20 protein-coding genes and 1 pseudogene are annotated in these 21,495 nt (G+C 60.6%); 8 read left to right on the top strand and 13 right to left on the bottom strand.

What is annotated here, in order from left to right; all coding sequences use genetic code 11:
• Nucleotides 1-12: 12 nt before the first annotated feature.
• From spoT to AACU78_RS08900, 4 genes are all read right to left on the bottom strand, one after another.
• Nucleotides 13-2,118, bottom strand: a complete 2,106-nt coding sequence (gene spoT / locus AACU78_RS08915) for a bifunctional GTP diphosphokinase/guanosine-3',5'-bis pyrophosphate 3'-pyrophosphohydrolase (RefSeq protein WP_083356111.1) — start codon at nucleotides 2,116-2,118, stop codon at nucleotides 13-15.
• 60 nt (nucleotides 2,119-2,178) lie between these two features.
• Nucleotides 2,179-2,442 (bottom strand): DNA-directed RNA polymerase subunit omega, encoded by a 264-nt coding sequence (rpoZ, locus tag AACU78_RS08910; protein WP_003176920.1) that lies wholly within the window; start codon nucleotides 2,440-2,442, stop codon nucleotides 2,179-2,181.
• A 167-nt stretch (nucleotides 2,443-2,609) separates the two neighbouring features.
• Nucleotides 2,610-3,230, bottom strand: a complete 621-nt coding sequence (gmk, locus tag AACU78_RS08905; RefSeq protein WP_106575862.1) for a guanylate kinase — start codon at nucleotides 3,228-3,230, stop codon at nucleotides 2,610-2,612.
• Nucleotides 3,231-3,240: 10 nt separating this feature from the next.
• Entirely contained in the window at nucleotides 3,241-4,104 is an 864-nt protein-coding gene (locus AACU78_RS08900) for a YicC/YloC family endoribonuclease (RefSeq protein ID WP_106575861.1), read from the bottom strand.
• Between the two features lie 217 nt (nucleotides 4,105-4,321).
• Between AACU78_RS08900 and rph the strand changes: the two genes are divergently transcribed.
• Nucleotides 4,322-5,044, top strand: coding sequence for a ribonuclease PH (rph, locus tag AACU78_RS08895; RefSeq protein WP_106575860.1), 723 nt, complete (start codon nucleotides 4,322-4,324; stop codon nucleotides 5,042-5,044).
• A gap of 22 nt (nucleotides 5,045-5,066) precedes the next feature.
• Entirely contained in the window at nucleotides 5,067-5,435 is a 369-nt protein-coding gene (locus AACU78_RS08890; RefSeq protein ID WP_106575859.1) for a DUF4870 domain-containing protein, read from the top strand.
• Between the two features lie 58 nt (nucleotides 5,436-5,493).
• Here AACU78_RS08890 and AACU78_RS08885 read toward each other — a convergent pair whose 3' ends face one another.
• The gene (locus AACU78_RS08885) at nucleotides 5,494-6,273 is read right to left on the bottom strand and encodes an exodeoxyribonuclease III (RefSeq protein ID WP_003195493.1); all 780 of its coding nucleotides are present in this window, start codon (nucleotides 6,271-6,273) and stop codon (nucleotides 5,494-5,496) included.
• Nucleotides 6,274-6,355: 82 nt separating this feature from the next.
• On the opposite strand from AACU78_RS08885, the gene pyrE reads away from it, so the two are divergent.
• Complete coding sequence (gene pyrE, locus AACU78_RS08880; protein WP_106575858.1) at nucleotides 6,356-7,000, top strand: orotate phosphoribosyltransferase; 645 nt, start codon at nucleotides 6,356-6,358, stop codon at nucleotides 6,998-7,000.
• A 198-nt stretch (nucleotides 7,001-7,198) separates the two neighbouring features.
• Here the strand turns inward: pyrE and argB are convergent, their stop codons facing one another.
• The 4 genes and pseudogenes from argB to coaBC all read right to left on the bottom strand — a co-directional run bounded on the left by argB (nucleotide 7,199) and on the right by coaBC (nucleotide 11,455).
• The gene (gene argB, locus AACU78_RS08875) at nucleotides 7,199-8,104 is read right to left on the bottom strand and encodes an acetylglutamate kinase (RefSeq protein WP_015886532.1); all 906 of its coding nucleotides are present in this window, start codon (nucleotides 8,102-8,104) and stop codon (nucleotides 7,199-7,201) included.
• 19 nt (nucleotides 8,105-8,123) lie between these two features.
• Nucleotides 8,124-9,545, bottom strand: a pseudogene (locus AACU78_RS08870) (phosphomannomutase/phosphoglucomutase); the annotation flags it as partial.
• A 240-nt stretch (nucleotides 9,546-9,785) separates the two neighbouring features.
• On the bottom strand, nucleotides 9,786-10,241 hold the full coding sequence (gene dut, locus AACU78_RS08865; RefSeq protein WP_106575855.1) for a dUTP diphosphatase: 456 nt from the start codon (nucleotides 10,239-10,241) through the stop codon (nucleotides 9,786-9,788).
• A gap of 5 nt (nucleotides 10,242-10,246) precedes the next feature.
• A complete protein-coding gene (gene coaBC / locus AACU78_RS08860; RefSeq protein ID WP_010207499.1) occupies nucleotides 10,247-11,455 on the bottom strand; it encodes a bifunctional phosphopantothenoylcysteine decarboxylase/phosphopantothenate--cysteine ligase CoaBC in 1,209 nt (402 codons plus the stop codon).
• 142 nt (nucleotides 11,456-11,597) lie between these two features.
• Here coaBC and radC point away from each other — a divergent pair, with 142 nt between their 5' ends.
• Nucleotides 11,598-12,272, top strand: a complete 675-nt coding sequence (radC, locus tag AACU78_RS08855; protein ID WP_106575854.1) for a RadC family protein — start codon at nucleotides 11,598-11,600, stop codon at nucleotides 12,270-12,272.
• A 27-nt stretch (nucleotides 12,273-12,299) separates the two neighbouring features.
• Here radC and AACU78_RS08850 read toward each other — a convergent pair whose 3' ends face one another.
• Nucleotides 12,300-13,892 (bottom strand): ABC transporter substrate-binding protein, encoded by a 1,593-nt coding sequence (locus tag AACU78_RS08850; RefSeq protein WP_106575853.1) that lies wholly within the window; start codon nucleotides 13,890-13,892, stop codon nucleotides 12,300-12,302.
• 458 nt (nucleotides 13,893-14,350) lie between these two features.
• On the opposite strand from AACU78_RS08850, the gene rpmB reads away from it, so the two are divergent.
• Both rpmB and rpmG read left to right on the top strand, forming a co-directional pair.
• Complete coding sequence (gene rpmB / locus AACU78_RS08845; RefSeq protein ID WP_003176907.1) at nucleotides 14,351-14,584, top strand: 50S ribosomal protein L28; 234 nt, start codon at nucleotides 14,351-14,353, stop codon at nucleotides 14,582-14,584.
• Nucleotides 14,585-14,595: 11 nt separating this feature from the next.
• Nucleotides 14,596-14,751 carry a 50S ribosomal protein L33 gene (gene rpmG / locus AACU78_RS08840; RefSeq protein WP_003176906.1) on the top strand — a complete coding sequence of 52 codons (156 nt, stop codon included), beginning with the start codon at nucleotides 14,596-14,598 and terminating at the stop codon, nucleotides 14,749-14,751.
• 71 nt (nucleotides 14,752-14,822) lie between these two features.
• On the opposite strand, the gene AACU78_RS08835 is transcribed toward rpmG, so the two are convergent.
• A complete protein-coding gene (locus tag AACU78_RS08835) occupies nucleotides 14,823-15,185 on the bottom strand; it encodes a cupin domain-containing protein (protein WP_106575852.1) in 363 nt (120 codons plus the stop codon).
• 230 nt (nucleotides 15,186-15,415) lie between these two features.
• On the opposite strand from AACU78_RS08835, the gene AACU78_RS08830 reads away from it, so the two are divergent.
• Nucleotides 15,416-16,909 (top strand): aldehyde dehydrogenase, encoded by a 1,494-nt coding sequence (locus AACU78_RS08830; RefSeq protein WP_106575851.1) that lies wholly within the window; start codon nucleotides 15,416-15,418, stop codon nucleotides 16,907-16,909.
• 187 nt (nucleotides 16,910-17,096) lie between these two features.
• A complete protein-coding gene (locus AACU78_RS08825) occupies nucleotides 17,097-18,239 on the top strand; it encodes an MFS transporter (protein WP_106575850.1) in 1,143 nt (380 codons plus the stop codon).
• 124 nt (nucleotides 18,240-18,363) lie between these two features.
• Here AACU78_RS08825 and AACU78_RS08820 read toward each other — a convergent pair whose 3' ends face one another.
• Both AACU78_RS08820 and AACU78_RS08815 read right to left on the bottom strand, forming a co-directional pair.
• Complete coding sequence (locus tag AACU78_RS08820; protein WP_106576074.1) at nucleotides 18,364-19,932, bottom strand: phospholipase D family protein; 1,569 nt, start codon at nucleotides 19,930-19,932, stop codon at nucleotides 18,364-18,366.
• Nucleotides 19,933-19,992: 60 nt separating this feature from the next.
• Nucleotides 19,993-21,417, bottom strand: a complete 1,425-nt coding sequence (locus AACU78_RS08815) for an aminotransferase-like domain-containing protein (RefSeq protein WP_106575849.1) — start codon at nucleotides 21,415-21,417, stop codon at nucleotides 19,993-19,995.
• Nucleotides 21,418-21,495 lie beyond the last annotated feature (78 nt).

The following is a 21,495-nucleotide window of genomic DNA, read 5'->3' as shown; positions in this document are numbered from 1 at the left end:
GTAAGAGATCGGCTATGCGCGCATGCGGGTGATGCGAATCACCCCGGTCAGGGCGCGCAGTTTCTTGATCACGCGGGCCAGGTGCACGCGGTCGTGCACGCTGACCACCAGCTGGACCACGCTGATGCGGCCATCGCGCTCATCCATGCTGATTTTCTCGATATTGCCGTCGGCTGCGTTGACGCTGCTGGCCAGCAGGGCGATCAGGCCGCGCTGGTGCTCCAGCTCAACGCGCAGCTCGACGTTGAATTCGCCGGTGACGTCCTTGGCCCACGAGAGCTGGATGCATTTCTCGGGGTTGTGACGGATTTCAGTGATGTTGCGGCAGTTGTCCAAGTGCACGACCATGCCTTTACCAGCCGACAAGTGGCCGACAATCGGGTCGCCCGGGATCGGCGTGCAACATTTGGCGTAGCTGAGCACCAGGCCTTCCGTGCCGCGAATCGCCAGCGGGCCTTCGGGGCTTGGCAGCTGTTCGCCTTCGCCGAGCAGGCGACGGGCGACCACATACGCCATGCGGTTGCCCAGGCCGATGTCTTCCAGCAGGTCTTCGATGGTTTCCTGACGATACTCGTGGAGCATCGCTTGCACGCGCTCGGCCGGGATCTTCTCCAGGGCGCTGTCGAAACCATTGAGCACCTTGTTCAGCAGGCGTTCGCCGAGGCTGATGGATTCGGAGCGGCGTTGCAATTTGAGCGCGTGGCGAATGTGTGTGCGCGCTTTACCGGTGACCACGAAGTTGAGCCAGGCCGGGTTCGGGCGCGCGCCGGGTGCGCTGACGATCTCGACCGTGGAGCCGCTTTGCAGCGGCTCGGACAGCGGCGCGAGACGACGGTTGATCCGGCAGGCAATGCAGCTGTTGCCCACGTCGGTGTGTACCGCGTAGGCAAAGTCGACCGCTGTGGAGCCTTTGGGCAGCTCCATGATCCGGCCTTTGGGCGTGAAGACGTAGACCTCGTCCGGGAACAGGTCGATCTTCACACTTTCGATAAATTCCAGGGAGTTGCCGGCCCGTTGCTGCATTTCCAGCACGCCTTTGACCCACTGGCGGGCGCGGGCATGCGTGCCTTTAGGCTGTTCGTCGCCGCTGGACTTGTACAGCCAATGCGCGGCGATGCCGTTGTTGGCCATCTCTTCCATTTCACGGGTACGGATCTGGATCTCGATCGGTACCCCGTGCATACCAAACAACGTGGTGTGCAGCGACTGATAGCCGTTTGCCTTGGGAATCGCGATGTAATCTTTGAAGCGGCCTGGCAGGGGTTTGTACAAATTATGTACAGCACCGAGCACGCGGTAGCAGGTATCGACCTTGTCGACGATGATCCGGAACGCGTACACGTCCATGATCTCGTTGAAGGCCCGACGCTTGCCGCGCATTTTTTTGTAGATGCCGTAGATGTGTTTCTGCCGGCCGCTGACTTCGCCTTCAATTTCGTCGATCGCCAGGCAATGGCTCAGCGACTCTTCGATCTTGTTGACGATTTCCTTGCGGTTGCCCCGGGCGCGCTTGACGGCCTGATAAATGCGCGCGGAACGCATCGGGTGCATGGCCTTGAAGCCGAGGTCTTCGAATTCGATACGAATGGCATGCATGCCCAGCCGGTTGGCGATGGGCGCATAGATTTCCAGGGTTTCCTTGGCGATGCGCCGGCGTTTTTCGCCGGACAGCACTTCCAGCGTGCGCATGTTGTGCAGCCGGTCGGCCAGCTTCACCAGGATTACCCGAATGTCTCGGGCCATGGCCATGGCCATCTTCTGGAAGTTTTCCGCCTGGGCTTCGGCCTTGGTTTCGAAGTTCATCTGGGTCAGTTTGCTGACCCCATCGACCAGTTCGGCCACGGTCTCGCCAAATTGCGCACTGAGCGCTTCCTTGGCGATGCCGGTGTCTTCGATCACGTCATGCAGCATCGCAGCCATCAGGCTCTGATGGTCCATGTGCATGTCGGCAAGAATATTGGCCACGGCAAGAGGATGCGTGACATACGCCTCACCACTGCGGCGGCGTTGGCCGTCGTGGGCTTGTTCGGCGTAGAAATACGCTCGGCGGACCAGGTTGACCTGGTCTGGGCCGAGGTAGGTCGATAAGCGATCGGCGAGGGCGTCTATGCTCGGCAAAGTATTAACTCCTGCCGTTGGCTGTGACCCCGCGCCGTGCTACGTCGACCAGGCATAGGCTTAGACGGCCTCGTTGGACTCGTCCTCGAACGCTGCAAACAGCGGTTCGTCTTCAACGATTTCGGCGTTGGCGATGAACTCGTAGCTCATCAGGCCTTCAGCGATTTCACGCAGGGCTACAACGGTAGGCTTGTCGTTTTCCCACTGGACCAGGGGCTCTTTGCCGCCAGTGGCCAGTTGACGGGCACGCTTGGTAGAGAGCATGACCAGCTCAAAGCGGTTATCCACGTGTTCTAGGCAGTCTTCAACGGTTACGCGGGCCATGGTATTCCTCGGAGCGAATGCAAGATGCGCGCTGCCCGGTTGGGCGAGCGGACTGAACAGTTTAAAAAATCACCAGCGTTTAGGGAAGCGCTGATTTTTCCCGCGGCCTCGCAAAACGGCTACAAGTGCCAATGTAAAGCCCTTGCAGCGGTTTTGGGAAGAGCCAATCAGCCAAGCAGTTCGGCGAGTAATTTGCCGAAACGCTGCTGTTGGCGTTTCTGCTGGAGCTGATTGGCGCGGAAAATTGCCTTCAAATCGTCCAGGGCGCTGGCGAAATCGTCATTGATGATCAGGTAGTCGTAGTCGACGTAGTGGCTCATTTCGCTGACGGCTTCACGCATGCGGCCTTCGATGATCTCGTCACTGTCCTGGCCACGGTTGGTCAGGCGCTGGTGCAAGGCTTCGAGCGACGGCGGCAGGATAAAGATCGAACGCGCCTTCGGCATCAGTTGGCGCACTTGCTCGGCACCCTGCCAGTCGATTTCAAGGATCAGGTCGTGGCCTTCGTCCAGGGTCTGCTGCAGGTGGCTTTGCGAGGTGCCGTAGAGGTTGCCGAACACTTCGGCGCGCTCCAGGAAGTCGCCGTGCTCGATCATCTTGACGAACTCGGTACGCTCGACGAAGTGGTAGTGCACGCCGTTCACTTCACCCGGACGCATGGCGCGGGTGGTGTGCGAGACCGAGATGCGGATCTGCTCGTCAGCGTCGGTCAAGGCCTTGACCAGGCTGCTCTTGCCCGCGCCCGAAGGGGCGGAAATGATGTAAAGGGTGCCGGTGCTGTGGGTCATGGAAGTTGCCTTACTCAATATTCTGTACTTGTTCGCGCATCTGCTCGATCAACACTTTGAGGTTGACCGCAGCTTGGGTGCTGCGCGGATCAAACGCTTTGGAGCCCAGTGTATTGGCTTCGCGGTTGAGTTCCTGCATCAGGAAGTCCAGGCGCCGACCAGCGGCACCGGCAGACTTGAGCACGCGGCGCACCTCGAGGATGTGGGTGCTCAGGCGGTCGAGCTCTTCGGCCACGTCACTTTTCTGCGCCAGCAGCACCATTTCCTGTTCCAGGCGCGTTGGGTCGAGGTCGGCCTTCATGTCGGTGAAACGGTCCAGAACCTTCTGGCGCTGGGTGGCGAGCATCTGCGGCACCAACTCGCGCAGGGTGACCACGTCTTCCTCGATCGCGCTCAGGCGCTCGCTGATCAGGCGCGCCAGTTCGGCGCCCTCACGCTCGCGGCCGGCTTTGAGCTCCTTCAAACCCTGATTGAACAGGGCGAGGGCTTCGGCATTGAGGGCCTGCGGGTCGGTGGCGTCGGCCACCAGTACGCCGGGCCAGGCCAGCACTTCCAGCGGGTTCAGCGCGGCGGGTTGCTTGATCAGGCCGGCGATGGTTTCAGCGGCAGCGACCAGTTGCGCGGCGCGGTCGCGGTCGATCTGCAGCGGCTTGCCGGTAGTTACTTCGGTAAAACGCAGGGTGCATTCCAGCTTGCCGCGGGAAATACCCTGGCGCAGCGCTTCACGCACGGCGCCTTCGAGGTCGCGCAAGGATTCCGGCAGACGCAGGTGCGGCTCCAGGTAACGGCTGTTGACCGAGCGCAGTTCCCAGCTCAGGGTGCCTTGGGCGCCGGCTTTTTCGACACGGGCGAAGGCGGTCATGCTGTGCACCATGGAGGTACCTCGCGATGCAGTCCCGCAAATACGGGCTGATGGGTGAATTGAAGCCGACAGGCTGCGAAGGCGCAGGATTGTAGCGCAGTGAGGCGAACGCGCCCAAACAATGGGCGCCAGGTCAGCCATTCGTAACCGAATTTTTTAGAAGTGCCCCGAATCGGCTGGCGGCTCTATAATGCTCGGCAGTTTTTCGTCCTCCGTACAGGTATCCCCTATGAAACGTCCAAGTGGTCGCGCTGCCGATCAGCTCCGCTCGATCCGCATCACCCGCAACTACACCAAACACGCCGAGGGATCTGTACTGGTCGAGTTTGGCGATACCAAGGTGATCTGCACCGTCAGCGTCGAAAACGGCGTTCCGCGCTTCCTCAAGGGCCAGGGCCAGGGTTGGTTGACCGCCGAGTACGGCATGCTGCCGCGCGCCACCGGCGAGCGTAACCAGCGTGAAGCCAGCCGTGGCAAGCAAGGCGGCCGCACCCTCGAAATCCAGCGCCTGATCGGCCGTTCGCTGCGCGCAGCCCTGGACATGTCCAAGCTGGGCGACGTGACCCTGTACGTCGATTGCGACGTGATCCAGGCCGACGGCGGCACCCGCACTGCCTCCATCACCGGCGCCATGGTGGCCTTGGTTGATGCGCTGAAAGTGATCAAGAAGCGTGGCGGCCTGAAAGCCGGCGACCCGCTCAAGCAGATGATCGCTGCCGTATCGGTGGGCATGTACCAGGGCGAGCCAGTGCTGGATCTCGACTATCTGGAAGACTCGGCTGCCGAGACTGACCTGAACGTGGTAATGACCAGCAGCGGTGGTTTCATCGAAGTGCAGGGCACCGCCGAAGGCGCGCCATTCCAGCCGGCCGACCTGAACGCCATGCTGGCCCTGGCCCAGAAAGGCATGACCGAAATCTTCGAACTGCAGAACGCCGCACTGGCTGACTGAAACGGCCGCAAGGAGCAACGCCATGAGTGACCACCAACTGCCTGTACCCACGCCTCCTTACGAAGTGCGTCAGGGAGCAATGTTGTGTCACCTCTCGGCGTTCCTGGGGTTTGTGTTTCCCTTCGGCAGTGTCGTCGGGCCGCTGATCCTGTGGCAGATGAAGAAGGAAGTGGACCCGTTCATTGATGATCAGGGCAAGGAGGCCTTGAACTTCCAGATCACCGTGGCCATTGCCTGGCTGGTTTGCATCGTGCTGGCGTTTGCGGTGATTGGTTTTCTCCTGATGACTGCCCTGGCGATCGCCACGGTGGTGCTGACGATCATCGGCGCAATCAAAGCCAGCAAGGGGATTGCCTATCGCTATCCCTTTACCTGGCGATTGGTCAAATAATGAGCGCCCACAAAAAAACCGACAGCGATGTCGGTTTTTTTGTGCCAGGGAAAAGACTTTAGATGGTCAATGTCCAGTCGTAGTCCACGATCAGCGGCGCGTGCTGCGAAAAGCGTGGCTGACGCGGCAGGCGTGCGCTGCGAACAAAGCGGCGAAGCCCCGGGGTCAGCAGCTGGTAGTCGAAACGCCAGCCCAGGTTAAGCATCTCGGCCTGTTCGTTATCCGGCCACCAGCTGTACTGGTCGCCTTCGCGGCTGACTTCGCGCAGCGCGTCAACATAGCCCATGTTGCCGACAATCTCGTCCATCCAGGCACGTTCCGGCGCCAGGAAGCCCGGGGATTGTTGGCTGTCGCGCCAGTTCTTGATATCCAGCTTCTGTTGCGCCACGTACAGCGAGCCACAGTAAATGTACTCGCGACGTTTGCGTCGCTGTTTATCCAGATAACGGGCGAAATCGTCCATTAGCTTGAACTTCTGGTTCAAGTCTTCATCGCCGTTCTGCCCCGAAGGGAGCAGCAAGGTCGCGATGCTGACCTTGTCGAAATCGGCCTGCAGGTAGCGCCCGTAGCGGTCGGCTGTCTCGAAGCCGAGGCCGCTGATGACCGCCTTGGGTTGCAACCGCGAGTACAAAGCCACGCCACCTTGGGTGGGCACTTCGGCATCGCAGGCATAAAGGAAGTAGCCATCCAGTTGGAAGGCTGGGTCGTCCAGTTCAAAGGCGGAGGCGCGGGTGTCCTGCAGGCAGATGACGTCGGCATTCTGTGCTTGCAGCCAACTGAGCAAACCACGCTCGACTGCAGCCTGAATACCATTGACGTTCACACTGATGATCCGCATAAATGGCCCCAAAAATCGCGTGCGTGTATGATACACGCCGTCTACCTAATTAGCTAAATCCGTGGTATCTGAGGCTTTTTTCATGCAGGCGTATCAACGCGATTTCATTCGTTTTGCCATCGATCGCGGCGTTTTACGCTTCGGTGAGTTCACTTTGAAGTCCGGGCGCACCAGCCCGTACTTCTTCAATGCAGGCCTGTTCAACTCGGGTTCGGCCCTGGCTCAGCTGGGTCGTTTCTACGCGGCAGCCATCGTTGAAAGCGGCATTTCCTTCGACGTTTTGTTTGGCCCAGCCTACAAGGGCATCCCGCTGGCGGCCGCGACTGCCGTGGCGTTGGCTGAACATCACGGGCTGGATCTGCCGTGGTGCTTCAACCGCAAAGAGGCCAAGGCACATGGCGAAGGCGGTAGCCTGGTTGGGGCTCCGCTCAAGGGCGACGTGCTGATCATCGATGACGTGATCACCGCCGGTACCGCCATCCGTGAGGTGATGCAGATCATCGCGTCCCAAGATGGCGCCAAGGCCGCCGGCGTGCTGATCGCGCTGAATCGTCAGGAGCGCGGCAACGGTGAGTTGTCGGCAATTCAGGAAGTGGAACGTGATTTCGGCATTCCGGTGGTGAGCATTGTGTCGCTGAACCAGGTGTTGCAGTTCCTGGAAGACGATCCGCAGCTCAAGCAGCACTTGCCGGCGGTGCGTGCGTACCGCGAGCAGTTCGGCGTCTGAGGCGATCCAAAGGCGTCGCAAACCCCTTGGGGGAGCAGGCTTGCTCGCGAATGCAGTCGGTCATTCAGCAGAAGTATTGACTGACGCTCCGCATTCGCGAGCAAGCCCGCTCCCACATTGGATTGCATTCCACCTTGAAGACCTCATAAAAAAGGCCCCGCTCAATGTGATTGAGCGGGGCCTTTTGTTTTCTGAAGCTTAAGGACGCTTGCGATTACTGATCAGCGTGCCCACACCGGTATCGGTGAAGATTTCCAGCAGGATTGCATTAGGCACGCGGCCATCCAGAATCAGCGAGCTACCCACGCCGCCTTGTACGGCTTCCAGCGCGCAACGGATCTTCGGCAGCATGCCGCCGTAGATGGTGCCGTCGGCGATCAGCTCGTCCACCTGCTGGGTGGTCAAACCCGTCAGCACCTTGCCTTCCTTGTCCATCAGGCCGGCAATGTTGGTCAGCAGCATCAGCTTTTCAGCCTTCAGCGCTTCGGCCACTTTACCGGCTACCAGGTCGGCGTTGATGTTGTAGGACTCACCGTTGGCGCCCACGCCGATTGGCGCGATCACCGGGATGAAGTCACCCTTGACCAGCAGGTTCAGCAGGTCGGTGTTGATGCCGATCACTTCACCGACCTGGCCGATGTCGATGATTTCCGGCTGGGTCATCTCTGGCGTCTGACGAGTAACTGTCAGTTTTTTCGCGCGGATCAGCTCCGCGTCCTTGCCGGTCAGGCCGATGGCGCTGCCACCATGACGGTTGATCAGGTTGACGATGTCTTTGTTGACCTGGCCACCAAGGACCATCTCCACCACGTCCATGGTCTGCGCGTCTGTGACGCGCATGCCATCAATGAAGTGACTCTCGATCGACAAGCGCTTGAGCAGGTCGCCGATTTGCGGGCCGCCACCGTGCACCACCACCGGGTTGATCCCGACAGCTTTCATCAACACGATGTCGCGGGCAAAGCCGGTTTTCAGCTCGTCGCTTTCCATGGCATTGCCGCCGTACTTGATCACCAGCGTCTTGCCGACGTAGCGTCGAATGTAAGGCAACGCTTCGGACAGGACCTTGGCAGTATTGGCAGCGGCTTCGCGTTCGAGGGTCATTCAGGGCTCCGGTAAAAAATCAGAACGGTAATTGGAGATCAGGGGCAACACGTTTCAACTGGGCGTGGAACACGTCCTTGATGCGCTGCAACTCAGCCTCGGTATCCGCCTCGAAACGCAGGACCAGCACCGGTGTGGTGTTGGACGCACGAACCAGGCCCCAGCCTTTGGCGTAATCGACGCGCACACCATCAATGGTGGTCAGGTTGGCGCCTTCGCCCCATTGCGCATCGTGCAGTGCGTCAATGATGCTGAATTTGCTCTCCTCGGTCACATGGATATTGATCTCTGGCGTAGAAATATCATTCGGGAAGGTCTGAAACAGCTCCTGCGCCGTGGATTTTTCCTTGCTGAGGATCTCCAGCAGACGGGCGGCGCTGTAAATGCCGTCGTCGAACCCGAACCAGCGCTCTTTGAAGAACACGTGGCCGCTCATTTCGCCGGCCAACAGCGCGCCGGTTTCCTTCATTTTCTTTTTGATCAACGAGTGGCCGGTCTTCCACATTAGTGGGCGACCGCCGTATTCCTTGATCAGCGGGGTGAGGCGGCGGGTGCACTTCACGTCGAAGATGATTTCGGCGTTGGGGTTACGGGCCACCACGTCGCGGGCAAACAACATCAGCAGGCGGTCGGCGAACACGTTCTCGCCGGTGTTGGTCACCACGCCGACGCGGTCGCCGTCACCGTCGAACGCCAGGCCCACGTCGGCGCCGGTTTCCTTGACCTTGGCGATCAGGTCCACCAGGTTTTCAGGCTTGCCCGGGTCCGGGTGGTGGTTCGGGAAGTTGCCGTCGACGTCGCAGAACAACGGGATCACTTCGCAGTTCAGGGCTTCGAGCAGTTGCGGGGCAATCACGCCGGCCGCGCCGTTGCCGCAGTCCACCACTACTTTCAGGCGGCGGGCGAGTTTGACGTCGCCAGTGATCTGGTCAGAGTAGCGTTGAAGAATATCGACTTTGGTGATGCTGCCGGTGCCGGTGGTCAGATCGTTGGTCTTCAGGCGCTCGTGCAGCGCCTGAATCTGTTCGTTGGCGAGGGTGTCACCGGCGATGACGATCTTGAAGCCGTTGTAGTCCGACGGATTATGGCTGCCGGTGAGCATAACGCCGGACTTGCCAGCCAGTACGTTGGCTGCGTAGTACAACGCAGGGGTCGGCACCAGGCCCACATCGCTGACGTGGCAGCCGCTGTCGGCCAGGCCCTGGATCAGTTGTTCCACCAGCTCCGGGCCGGACAAGCGGCCATCGCGGCCTACCGATACATTGGGTTCGCCCTGAGCCAGGCTTTGGGAGCCGATGGCACGGCCGATCCAATAGGCGGTTTCGGCGGTCAGGGTCTTGGGCACGACGCCACGGATGTCATAGGCGCGAAAGATGCTGTCGGGAAATGTCGGGGCTACTCGGGCTGCGGTACTCATCGCGGGGGGAAACTCCATCTGAAGGGGGCAAAGCTGGCCTTAAAGTGGCTGACCGGCAGGCTCAAACTGAAGGGTATGACGGCGTTTTCGGCAGAGAGTTCGTGGTGCAAAAGTGCCATCGGAGCTGGCACTCCGTGCTTATGGCTGCGTAATGCATTGATTTCAATGATGAAATCTCGCTGATTAATTCCGCGCATTCTTCGTCCTGAAAAGCCTTGCGGTGGCATCGGGCCGGACAAAAGCGTCCGGCCTGATTCAGCTTAGTCAGTGGCTGCCGGAATGCCCAAAACCGCCTGCGCCGCGTTGAGTCTCATCAAACTCTTGAACCAGTTCGAAGTGCGCTTGCACCACCGGCACCAGCACCAGTTGCGCGATACGCTCGCCAACAGCAATGTTGAAGGCGGTCTGGCCGCGGTTCCAGCACGACACCATTAGCTCGCCCTGGTAGTCGGAGTCGATCAGGCCGACCAGGTTGCCCAGCACGATGCCGTGTTTGTGGCCCAGGCCGGAGCGCGGCAGGATCAGTGCGGCCAGGCCCGGATCGCCAACGTAAATCGACAGGCCGGTAGGGATCAGGAGGGTCTGGCCCGGTTCAAGAACGGTGTCTTGCTTGAGCATGGCGCGCAGGTCCAACCCGGCGGAGCCTGGGGTGGCATAGGCCGGCAGTGGGAATTCGTTGCCGATGCGTGGGTCGAGAATCTTGGCTTGCAAAGCGTGCATGTCAATTAAACCTGGTTCAGCCGTTGGGCGATAAATGAGATCAGTTGGCGGGCAATCTTGCCTTTGCTGGTCTGGGCGAAAACGGTGGCGTGCAACTCGCGGTCGATCACGCTGATGGCATTTTCCTCGCTGTTGAAGCCGATGCTCGGGTTGGCGACATCATTGGCAACGATCAGATCGAGGTTTTTGTCTTTCAATTTGCGTGCCGCGTAGTCCAGCAGGTGCTCGGTTTCGGCGGCAAAGCCGACGCTGAAAGGGCGGTCCGCGCGCGTGGCGATGGTTGCCAGGATGTCGGGGTTACGCACCATTTGCAGGAGCAGGCCGTCGCCGCTTGTAGGGTCTTTCTTAAGCTTTTGCGGGGCTACGACTTCCGGGCGGTAGTCTGCAACCGCCGCCGAGGCGATAAACAGGTCGCACGGAATGGCTGCCTCGCAAGCCGCCAGCATGTCCCGGGCGCTGACTACGTCGATTCGCGTGACCCGATCAGGCGTCGGCAAATGCACCGGGCCGGTGATCAAGGTGACACGTGCGCCTGCCTCAACCGCCGCTTCGGCCAATGCAAAGCCCATTTTTCCTGAGCTATGGTTGGTGATGTAGCGCACCGGGTCGATGTTTTCCTGAGTCGGGCCGGCGGTGATCAGCACGTGTTTGCCGGTAAGGGCCAGGTGCTGGAAACACTCGGCGGCGCACAGCGCCAGGTCGGTGGCTTCGAGCATGCGGCCCATGCCGACGTCGCCGCAGGCCTGGCTGCCGGACGCCGGGCCGAACACCTTGAGGCCTCGGCTTTGCAGGAGCTGGGTGTTGGCCTGGGTCGCCGGGTCGCGCCACATGGCCTGGTTCATGGCCGGGGCGATGGCGACGGTGGCGTCGGTGGCCAGCACCAGCGTGGTCAGCAGGTCATCGGCGATGCCTTGGGCCAGGCGGGCGATCAAGTCGGCGGTTGCCGGGGCGATCAGTACCAGATCGGCCCATTTGGCCAGCTCGATATGGCCCATCGCGGCTTCGGCCGCCGGGTCCAGCAGGTCCAGATGAACCGGGTGGCCGGACAAAGCTTGCATGGTGAGCGGGGTGATGAACTCGCTGCCGCCGCGGGTCATGACTACGCGCACTTCGGCGCCCTGGTCCAGGAGCCTGCGAACCAGCTCTGCGCTCTTGTAGGCGGCAATGCCGCCGCCGACGCCGAGAACGATGCGTTTCCGATACAGACGCTGCATTGGTTTGCCTTTCCAGTTCAGTGATGCCAGTCAGTGACGCCTGCGATGCCCCCTCCCCAGGAGAAATCGCACGCAAAAAAGAGGGCTTAAGATAACACAGCGTCCGCCGGGCAACAGCGGCGCACATGCACACGGAGGTGGGATGAGTATTCGCGATTGGCCTGTGGCGGAACGTCCGCGGGAGAAACTTTTGGAAGGGGGCGCGGCAACGCTGTCGGATGCCGAACTGCTGGCAATCTTCCTGCGCACCGGGGTGTCGGGCAGAAGCGCGGTCGACCTGGCGCGCCATTTACTGGCGCAATTTGGCGGCCTTCGCCCGCTGTTGGAGGCCAACCAGACGCTGTTCAGCCAGCATTTGGGGTTAGGGCCGGCAAAGTTTGCCCAGTTGCAGGCTGTGCTGGAGATGTCCCGACGGCACATGGCCGAACGCCTGCGCGCGGACTCGGTGCTGGAAAGCCCGCTGGCAGTGCGTGACTACCTCAAGGCGCTGCTGCGTCATGAGCCTCACGAGATCTTTGGCTGTCTGTTTCTCGACTCAAAGCACCGCGTTCTGGGCTTTGAGGCGCTGTCCCAGGGCACCATCGACACTGCCCTTGTTTACCCGCGGCAAGTGGTCAAGCGTGCGTTGGCGTACAACGCGGCAGCATTGATTCTGTGTCACAACCATCCTTCCGGGAGTGTCGAGCCGAGTGCGGCTGATCGAAAATTGACCAAGTTGCTGCAAAAGGCGTTGGAGGTGGTGGATGTGCGGGTGCTGGATCACATCATCGTCGGTGATGGTGATCCGTTGTCGATGGCGGAATACGGGTGGATGTAGCCCCGCCCGCAAGGGCGGGGCAGGTCATCAGGGCTTGACGCTGACTTTCGAGAAGTCCTGGCGCCCGAACGGGCTCACCTGATAGCCCTCGACATTCTTGCGTGTCAGGGCAAACGCGGTCGGATGCGCCAGCGGCAGCCACAACGCCTGCTGCTGGATCTGCGCCTGGGCCTGTTGATACAACTTGGTGCGTACGCCTTGCTCGCTGGTGGTCTTGCCAGCGCTGATCAGTTTGTCCAGCGCGGGGTCGCAGTAGCGGGCAAAGTTGGTGCCGGATTTCACCGCCGCGCAAGAGAACTGCGGGGTGAGGAAGTTATCCGGGTCGCCGTTATCGCCGGCCCAGCCCATGAACAGCAGGTCATGTTCACCGGCCTTGGCGCGGCGAATCAGTTCGCCCCATTCGATCACGCGGATCTCTGCCTGGATGCCGATCTTGGCCAGGTCTGCCTGCAACAGTTGTGCACCCAGGTTGGGGTTGGGGTTCAGCAAGCTGCCGGTTGGGCGTGTCCAAAGGGTGGTCTTGAAACCGTCCTTGAGCCCCGCGCGGTCGAGCAGCGTCCTGGCCTTGGCGATGTCCTGTGGATAACCCGGCAGGTCTTTGGCATAGCTCCAGGTATTGGGTGGGTAAATGCCATTGGCCGCCTCGGCGGTGCCTTCAAACACGGCCTTGAGGTAGCTGTTCTTGTCGAACGCCAAGTTGATTGCCTGGCGCACTTCCGGCTTGTCCAGCGGCGGATGCTGGCTGTTGATGGCTACGAATGCAGTCATGAAGGCGGCGGTTTTCTCCACCTTCAATGCCGGGTCTTTTTCGGCCTCGCCCACATCCAGCGGCTTGGGCGAGAGGGCGATCTGGCATTCGTCGCGATGCAATTTCTGCAGGCGCACGTTGGCGTCCGGGGTAATGGCGAACAGCAAGTTATCCACAGCCGGTTTGCCGGCGAAATAGTCCGGGTTGGCTTTGTAGCGAACCACGGCATCTTTCTGGAACCGGACGAAAACAAACGGGCCGGTGCCGATAGGTTGGCTATTAAGCTTCTCCGGAGTGCCGGCCTTGAGCAGCTTGTCGGCGTATTCGGCCGGGTAGATCGAGGCAAAGCCCATGCTCAACGCGGCGAGGAAGGTCGAGTCGGCATGATCGAGCGTGAAGCGCACGGTCAGCGGGTCGAGGGCGTCGATCTTCTTGACCAGCGTCGGCAACTGTAGCGACTGGGCATGGGGGAAGCCGCTTTGGGCGATCTTGTGCCATGGGTTGGCCGGGTCGAGCATGCGCTCGAAACTGAAGCGCACATCTTCGGCGGTGAGGGTGCGGCTTGGGGTGAAGTATTCGGTGCGGTGGAATTTCACATCCGGGTGCAGCTTGAAAGTGTACGTCAGGCCATCTGGCGAAACGTCCCAACTGTCTGCGAGGCTCGGCACCAGCTTGCCGCTGGCGGCGTCGTAGTCCACGAGGCGGTTCATCAGGACGTCGGCCGAGGCATTTGTAGTGGTGAGCGAGTTGTATTGCACCACATCGAACCCTTCAGGGCTGGCTTCGGTACACACGCTTAAACTGGTAGCAGCCAGGGCCGCCGGCGCAATAAATAGAGGGGCTAGCAATAGCGGTAGGGCAGCGAGGCGCATGTTCGGTTTCCTTTGCAGATCGAAGGCCCATCTGCGAGTGCAGTCTGGAAAAAGCCTACCGTAGTGGTCTGATTGATAAATGACTAGTCCATTTTTGCCTGTGCTTTTGGCGCAAATGCTGTTTTGATGGCGCCTCAGCGCGTTTCGCCGTGCACTTCATCGTGCGTGCGAGCGCTGTAAATCATTCTGTGCGACGAGCGGTCGGCTGTTGCAGCGGCCACTCCTGACAACGGTTCAGGCGTCTGTCGCCAAGATTTACGCCGGTAAAAACACACGGGCTGTTGTTGCACCTTGGTCTTTCTGGTATAAAGCAGCGCTCTTTTCTAGGGGCCCGGTTCCTTCACTGTAGGTGTAGCCGGTAAGACCCTTAAAGAAACGCGGCGCCTGGCGCCAAATGACTGAGAGATTAAGCGGCCAACCCATGCCGGGTTGGGCATGTGGTTTTAGAGGGCTGAGGCATGTCGAGAGTCTGTCAAGTTACCGGTAAGGGTCCGGTGACTGGGAATAACATTTCCCACGCAAATAACAAAACCCGTCGTCGTTTCCTGCCGAACCTGCAGCATCACCGCTTCTGGGTTGAAGAAGAGAAACGTTTTGTTCGCCTGCGTGTATCTGCCAAAGGCATGCGTATCATCGACAAGCGCGGCATCACTGTCGTGCTGGCCGAAATCCGCGCCGCTGGCAAGATCTAAGGAGCTTTATCATGCGTGAATTGATTCGAATGATCTCTAGCGCCGGTACTGGTCACTTCTACACTACCGACAAGAACAAGCGTACTACCCCGGACAAGCTCGAAAAGAAAATGTTCGACCCGCGCGTTCGCAAGCACGTGATCTACAAAGAAGGCAAAATCAAGTAATTGATTTTCTTCCTTGTGAAAAAAAGCCCGTCTCTCACGAGTCGGGCTTTTTTTTGCCTGTGATTTGCTGATCAGGCTTTCTGTTCAAACACCACGTAGATCTTGCGGCACGGTTCCAGCACTTCCCAGGTGCCGCTGAAACCCGCGGGGATCACGAAGCGGTCGCCCGCACGCAAGGTCTTGGCGTTACCGTCGGCATCGCGCAGCACCGAAACGCCCTGCACGATCTCGCAGTATTCATGCTCGCTGTAGTTGACCCTCCATTGCCCGACTTCACCTTCCCAGACCCCGGCGCTCATCTGGCCGCACGGGCTGTTGTAGTGGTTGTAGAGGGTTTGCTCGGGATCGCCCTTGAGGACTTTTTCGGCAGCCGGCCGGTAGCGTTCGGGGGCGGTATTGGCTTGGCTGAAGTCGACGATGTCCTGGATGCTCATGTGCGTGTCCCGTCTGGCCTGCGGTTGGAGAGTCCAAAGTCTATGTTTATTAAAATGAACATCGCAAGGGCGTTTACCGGCGTTGTGTCAAATATATTGAAACACCCCCAGCCGCTGGTTTAGGGTGGCAGCTGCCTTGAGCCGAACAGCAGGCTGGCCGGGCAAGAATTCTTTGAGGCTGCCGGGGGACATCACCTGGCCCTTGTATTCAATAAGAGGAGGACACTCGCATGACCACCCTGACCCGTGCCGACTGGGAACAACGCGCCAAGGATCTGAAGATCGAAGGCCGCGCCTACATCAATGGCGAATACACCGCCGCTGTTTCCGGTGACACATTCGAATGCATCAGCCCGGTCGATGGCCGCCTGCTGGCAACTGTCGCCAGCTGCGACGTCGCCGACGCCCAGCGCGCTGTAGAAAATGCCCGCGCCACCTTTAATTCCGGCGTCTGGTCACGTCTGGCACCGGCCAAGCGCAAGTCCGCCATGATCCGTTTCGCCGCGCTGCTCAAGGCCAATGCCGAAGAGCTGGCCCTGCTCGAAACCCTGGACATGGGCAAGCCGATCAGCGACTCCCTGGGCATTGACGTGCCTGGCGCAGCCAACGCGCTGAGCTGGAGCGGCGAGGCCATCGACAAGATCTACGACGAAGTTGCCGCTACTCCGCACGATCAATTGGGCCTGGTGACCCGCGAGCCGGTCGGCGTTGTCGGCGCGATCGTACCGTGGAACTTCCCGCTGATGATGGCCTGCTGGAAACTCGGCCCGGCGCTGTCTACCGGTAACTCGGTGATCCTCAAGCCGTCCGAAAAATCCCCGCTGACCGCCATCCGCATCGCGGCCCTGGCCGTTGAAGCCGGTATTCCAAAAGGCGTGTTCAACGTGCTGCCGGGCTACGGCCACACCGTGGGCAATGCCCTGGCGCTGCACATGGACGTCGACACCCTGGTGTTCACCGGTTCCACCAAAATCGCCAAGCAGCTGTTGATTCGCTCCGGCGAGTCCAACATGAAGCGCGTGTGGCTGGAAGCGGGCGGCAAGAGCCCGAACATCGTGTTCGCCGATGCCCCGGACCTGCAAGCGGCGGCCGAATCCGCCGCTGGCGCCATCGCCTTCAACCAGGGCGAAGTCTGCACCGCCGGTTCGCGTCTGCTGGTGGAGCGCTCCATCAAGGATAAATTCCTGCCGCTGGTGATCGAGGCCCTCAAAGGCTGGAAGCCAGGCAACCCGCTGGACCCGGCGACCAACGTCGGTGCGCTGGTGGACACCCAGCAGATGAACACCGTGCTGTCGTACATCGAAGCTGGCCACGCCGACGGCGCCAAGCTGGTTGCGGGCGGCAAGCGCACCCTGGAAGAAACCGGTGGCACTTACGTTGAACCGACGATTTTCGACGGCGTGACCAACGCCATGAAGATTGCCCAGGAAGAAATCTTTGGCCCGGTTCTGTCGGTGATCACCTTCGACAGCGCCGAAGAAGCCATCGCCATCGCCAACGACACCCAATACGGCCTGGCCGCAGCGGTGTGGACGGCGGATATCTCCAAGGCGCACCTGACGGCCAAGGCCTTGCGCGCCGGTAGCGTGTGGGTCAACCAGTACGATGGCGGTGACATGACCGCGCCGTTTGGTGGCTTCAAGCAGTCCGGTAACGGTCGCGACAAGTCGCTGCACGCGTTCGACAAGTACACCGAACTGAAGGCAACCTGGATCAAGCTGTAACCCTGTAGGAAACACCGCAGGCCAAATGTGGGAGCTGGCTTTTGTGGGAGCTGGCTTGCCTGCGATAGCATCACCGAGGTGTGACTGACACACCAAGGTGCTTGCATCGCAGGCAAGCCCGGCTCCCACATAGGCTCGCTCCTGCAGTTCGTTTGAAACCCTGAAAATTATCCACAGGAGCGTGGACATGCGTTGGGCGACTTACTTCGCCGTCCTGGCCTCGGTACTCAGCGTCGGTCTGGCCCTCGGGGTCAGCATGCCGCTCGTGTCCCTGCGCCTTGAAGGCTGGGGCTACGGCAGTTTCGCGATTGGGGTGATGGCGGCCATGCCAGCCTTCGGCGTACTACTGGGCGCCAAGGTCTCCAGCCGCATGGCCTCATGGCTGGGCACCGCCAACCTGATGCGCCTGTGCCTGTGGGCCGGTGCAGTGTCCATCGGCCTGCTGGCAATCCTGCCCAGCTATCCGGTCTGGCTGGTGCTGCGGCTGATGATCGGGGTGATCCTGACCATCGTGTTTATCCTCGGTGAAAGCTGGATCAACCAGTTGGTGGTGGAGCAGTGGCGGGGCCGCTTGGTGGCGCTGTATGGCTGCAGTTACGCCTTGAGCCAACTGTCGGGGCCGCTGCTGCTGGGTGTGATTGGCACCGACCATGATTACGGCTTCTGGGTGGGCGTAGGCCTGCTGATGGTCGCGCCACTGCTGTTGCTGGGGCGCTCCGGCGCGCCGACGGCTGAGTCCTTCAGTGTCACCTTTGGCGACTTATGGCGCTTTTGCTTGAGCCTGCCGGCGATTGCCTGGGCGGTGGCTTTATTCGCGGCGTTCGAAGCGATGATTCTGACGCTGCTGCCGGTGTATTGCCTGCAACAGGGTTTTACGGCCGAGGTCGCCTTGGCCATGGTCAGCACGGTGGTGGTGGGTGATGCGCTGTTGCAATTGCCTATCGGTGCATTGGCTGACTACCTGCCGCGTCGCACGCTGTTCTTGAGCTGTGCGGTGCTGTTGCTGATCTCGAGCCTGGCGATTCCACTGCTGATGCACACTCCGCTCATCTGGCCGGTGTGGGTGGTCTTCGGCGCCAGTGCCGGCGGGTTGTTCACCTTGTCGCTGATCCTGATCGGCGAGCGTTACCGCGACGATGCGCTGGTGCGCGCGAATGCTCACGTGGCGCAGTTGTGGGGCATCGGTTGCTTGATAGGGCCATTGGTGGCCGGGGCGGGCAGCCAGTGGATCAGCGGGCATGCGTTGCCGTTGCTGATGGCCGCCGGCGCGTTGGGGCTGGTGGTGCTGTTGTTGCGTCAGGGTGCATTTGGCGTCGCACAGCCCGCCTGATTTGAAACGGGAGCGAAGGTGGGAGCGGGCTTGCTCGCGAATGCGGTGTGTCAGTTAACGGCAATATTGACTGATCCACCGCATTCGCGAGCAAGCCCGCTCCCACACTGGATCTTCATTGTTCCTATAGCATCCGCTCCAGACCGACTGAAGTGGCAAACCAGGCATTAAACCTGCGCCACCAATTGCCGGGCTCCTCGGTCAGCGTATGCAGTTGGCCGTTATCCTCAGTGACCCATACCACCTGGCCATCCTGCAATTTCGCCTGGTAGCTCAACGCCGGCGCCATACCTTGCAGCGCCAGGTTGCGCACGTGTTCCGCCAGCTCGGGGCTGTCCACCAGCACGCCGACTTCGGTGTTCCACAGCACCGAGCGCGGGTCAAAATTGAACGAGCCGATAAACGACTTTTCCCGATCAAAGATCATCGCCTTGCTGTGCAGGCTGGAGTCCGAGCCGTGCAGCGAGCCCCGGCGAAACAGGTGCGGGCCGCTGCCTGCACTGGGGTCGCCGGGTTGGCGGCGCAACTCGTAGAGTTTTACGCCGTGCTCCAGCAGGGCCTTGCGGTATGGCGCATAGCCGCCATGCACCGCCGGTACATCGGTGGCTTCGAGCGAATTGGTCAGCAGGCTCACCGACACCCCTGCGTCGGCTCGGCCGGTCAGGTACACGAGCCCAGGCTGGCCGGGGACGAAATACGCCGAAATCATGATCAGCTCATGGTTGACGCCTTCAAGCTCCGGCGCCAGTTGGGTGGTGAGCAGCAACTGCGGGTCCGGGTCGGTCTTGGCCAGCACCTTGCTCGGCGCATCCCACAGTGCCTGGTTCCAGGCCCAGATCAACTCGCGGCGCCAGATGTCCATGCGGGGTTGGGTCTGGTAGGTGCGCAAGCGGTTGTACAGCGCATGGTTTTGCTGACGGGACTCGGCGAGCGAATCTTGCAGGCGCACGCGGGCGGCGGCCAGGTCACGTTTGGAGGGGCTGTTGGAGACGAAGTCATCAATCGGTTTGCTCAGTGCGCTGTTCCAGTACTGATCAAAACTGTGCCCGAGTTGCTCGGCCACCGGGCCCACGCTGAGCATATCGATATCGGTGAAATTCAAGTTGGGCTCGGCGTCGAAATACTCGTCGCCCAGGTTGCGCCCGCCGACGATGGCGACACTGTTGTCCGCCAGCCACAACTTGTTGTGCATGCGCCGATGTTGCAGCGACAAGTTGAACAGCCGCCCCATGGCCCGAGTGACGCCGGTGCTGCGGCCCAGGTGCAGCGGGTTGAACAGGCGAATTTCGATCTGCGGGTGGGCGGCGAGGGTGGCGATGACTTGGTCGAGACCGTCGCTGGTGGTGTCGTCCAGCAGGATGCGCACGCGCACGCCGCGGTCGGCTGCCTTGAGCAATTCGTCCACAAGCATGCGTGTGCTGATGCCGTCGTGGACGATGTAGTACTGCAGGTCGAGGCTGCTCTGGGCGTTGCGGATCAGTTCGGCGCGGGCCATGAAGGCTTCGCTGCTGTTGGGCAGCAAACGAAAACCCGAGCGGCCTTGATGCGGCGCCGCTTGCGCCTGGATCGAACGGCCGAATGAGGATTGCGCGGCGGGCAGGGCGTCGCTGGGGATGCGCGGCGTGTCGACTGTTGCGCAGCCGCCCAGCGCCAGGGCGCCCAGCAGGAAAAACGGTAAAAGCCGTTGGATCATCAAGGGCGCTGCTTCCAGGTCAGGGCGATTGGGCATATGACGGCTAATTCCGGCGAAAGGTCAGTCTGGCGTCTCGGCGAGCATCTTGATCGCGGCGGCGCCGACTTTGCGTACGGCGTCTTCAATTTGCGGGGTCGGCTTGGCAGCGTAGTTCATGCGCAGGCAGTTCCGGTATTTGCCCGAAGCGGAAAAGATACTGCCTACCGCCACCTGTACGCCTTGCTCCACCAACACGCGGTTGAGCTTGAGCGTGTCGAAGCCTTCCGGCAGCTCGACCCACAACATGAAGCTGCCTTGAGGTCGGCTGGCTCGTGTGCCGGCCGGGAAATAGCGGCTGACCCAGTCGAGTATCAGGTCGCGATTGCGCTGGTATTGAGTGCGCATCCGCCGCAAATGCGGTTCGAAATGGCCATTTTTCAAGAACTCCGCAATCGCGATCTGTGGTTGGGTCGCGGTGGAACCGGTGCTGATGTATTTCATGTGCAGCACCCGCTCCAGGTAGCGACCGGGTGCTACCCAGCCAATGCGCAAACCGGGCGCCAGGGTTTTCGAGAACGAGCTGCACAGCAGCACGCGGCCGTCTTCATCGAAGGATTTGATCGTGCGCGGGCGAGGGTAGCTGTAGGCCAATTCGCCATACACATCGTCTTCAATGATCGCCACGTCAAAGCGCTGGGCCAGGGTCAGCAACCCACGTTTGCGTGCCTCCGGCATGATGTAGCCCAAGGGGTTGTTGCAGTTTGGCGTTAGCTGGATGACCTTGATCGGCCACTGTTCCAGCGCCAGTTCCAGCGCTTCAAGGCTGATGCCGGTGATTGGGTCCGTGGGGATTTCCAGGGCCTTCATGCCCAGGCCTTTCAGGGTCTGCATGGCACCGTGAAAGCTTGGCGAGTCCACCGCGACGATATCGCCCGGCTCACAGATCGCGTGAATGCTGGCGGACAGCGCCTCATGGCAACCGGTGGTGATCACAATGTCTTCGGCCGTCAGCTGGCAGCCGGAATCCAATGACAGGCGTGCAATTTGCTCACGCAATTCCATACAGCCGAGGATGTTGTCGTAATACAGCCCCGGCAGATCCTGGCGGCGACTCACACGCGCCAGGCTGCGCAGCAAGGGTTTCAGGGTCGGCGACAATACATCCGGCATGCCTCGGCCCATCTGTATGACATCTTTGCGTGGCACCGCGCGAATCAGTTCCAGCACCTGGTCCCACTGTGAAATTTCCACCGGCCGCTGGGCCGGGCGGCCTACCTCGGGCAGCGCCGGCAGCTCGCGCCCAACCGGTACAAAGTAGCCGGACTTGGGCTTTGGCATCGCCAGGCCGTTGTCTTCCAGCAACCGGTAGGCCTGTTGCACGGTGCTCAGGCTAACCCCATGTTCAACGCTCAACGCGCGCACAGACGGCAAGCGATCGCCGGGACGATAGAAGCCCTGTTCGATGCGAGTGCCCAGTAATTCGGCAAGGTTGACGTAAAGGGTCATGGCGGTCGCTCCCGAGGACCAGTACAGATAGGCGGAAAATACAGGATTCAGGCGGTCATGGGCAGTATCTGTATGGAT

The sequence above is a fragment of the Pseudomonas sp. R9.37 genome (assembly GCF_963878885.1).
Lineage (GTDB): Bacteria > Pseudomonadota > Gammaproteobacteria > Pseudomonadales > Pseudomonadaceae > Aquipseudomonas.
Note: the sequence above shows the minus strand (reverse complement) of the source record. Positions and strands in the feature narration are given on the sequence as shown.

Excerpts from the sequence above, each read along its gene's own strand:
- pyrE (WP_106575858.1), top strand. The coding sequence starts at position 6,356 with ATGCAGGCGTATCAACGCGATTTCATTCGTTTTGCCATCGATCGCGGC.
- radC (WP_106575854.1), top strand. The coding sequence starts at position 11,598 with ATGAGTATTCGCGATTGGCCTGTGGCGGAACGTCCGCGGGAGAAACTT.
- argB (WP_015886532.1), bottom strand. The coding sequence starts at position 8,104 with ATGACCCTCGAACGCGAAGCCGCTGCCAATACTGCCAAGGTCCTGTCC.
- rpoZ (WP_003176920.1), bottom strand. The coding sequence starts at position 2,442 with ATGGCCCGCGTAACCGTTGAAGACTGCCTAGAACACGTGGATAACCGC.
- AACU78_RS08830 (WP_106575851.1), top strand. The coding sequence starts at position 15,416 with ATGACCACCCTGACCCGTGCCGACTGGGAACAACGCGCCAAGGATCTG.
- rph (WP_106575860.1), top strand. The coding sequence starts at position 4,322 with ATGAAACGTCCAAGTGGTCGCGCTGCCGATCAGCTCCGCTCGATCCGC.
- gmk (WP_106575862.1), bottom strand. The coding sequence starts at position 3,230 with ATGACCCACAGCACCGGCACCCTTTACATCATTTCCGCCCCTTCGGGC.
- rpmG (WP_003176906.1), top strand. The coding sequence starts at position 14,596 with ATGCGTGAATTGATTCGAATGATCTCTAGCGCCGGTACTGGTCACTTC.
- AACU78_RS08825 (WP_106575850.1), top strand. The coding sequence starts at position 17,097 with ATGCGTTGGGCGACTTACTTCGCCGTCCTGGCCTCGGTACTCAGCGTC.
- rpmB (WP_003176907.1), top strand. The coding sequence starts at position 14,351 with ATGTCGAGAGTCTGTCAAGTTACCGGTAAGGGTCCGGTGACTGGGAAT.
- AACU78_RS08820 (WP_106576074.1), bottom strand. The coding sequence starts at position 19,932 with ATGATCCAACGGCTTTTACCGTTTTTCCTGCTGGGCGCCCTGGCGCTG.
- AACU78_RS08815 (WP_106575849.1), bottom strand. The coding sequence starts at position 21,417 with ATGACCCTTTACGTCAACCTTGCCGAATTACTGGGCACTCGCATCGAA.
- AACU78_RS08835 (WP_106575852.1), bottom strand. The coding sequence starts at position 15,185 with ATGAGCATCCAGGACATCGTCGACTTCAGCCAAGCCAATACCGCCCCC.
- AACU78_RS08850 (WP_106575853.1), bottom strand. The coding sequence starts at position 13,892 with ATGCGCCTCGCTGCCCTACCGCTATTGCTAGCCCCTCTATTTATTGCG.
- coaBC (WP_010207499.1), bottom strand. The coding sequence starts at position 11,455 with ATGCAGCGTCTGTATCGGAAACGCATCGTTCTCGGCGTCGGCGGCGGC.
- AACU78_RS08890 (WP_106575859.1), top strand. The coding sequence starts at position 5,067 with ATGAGTGACCACCAACTGCCTGTACCCACGCCTCCTTACGAAGTGCGT.
- dut (WP_106575855.1), bottom strand. The coding sequence starts at position 10,241 with ATGCACGCTTTGCAAGCCAAGATTCTCGACCCACGCATCGGCAACGAA.
- AACU78_RS08885 (WP_003195493.1), bottom strand. The coding sequence starts at position 6,273 with ATGCGGATCATCAGTGTGAACGTCAATGGTATTCAGGCTGCAGTCGAG.
- AACU78_RS08900 (WP_106575861.1), bottom strand. The coding sequence starts at position 4,104 with ATGGTGCACAGCATGACCGCCTTCGCCCGTGTCGAAAAAGCCGGCGCC.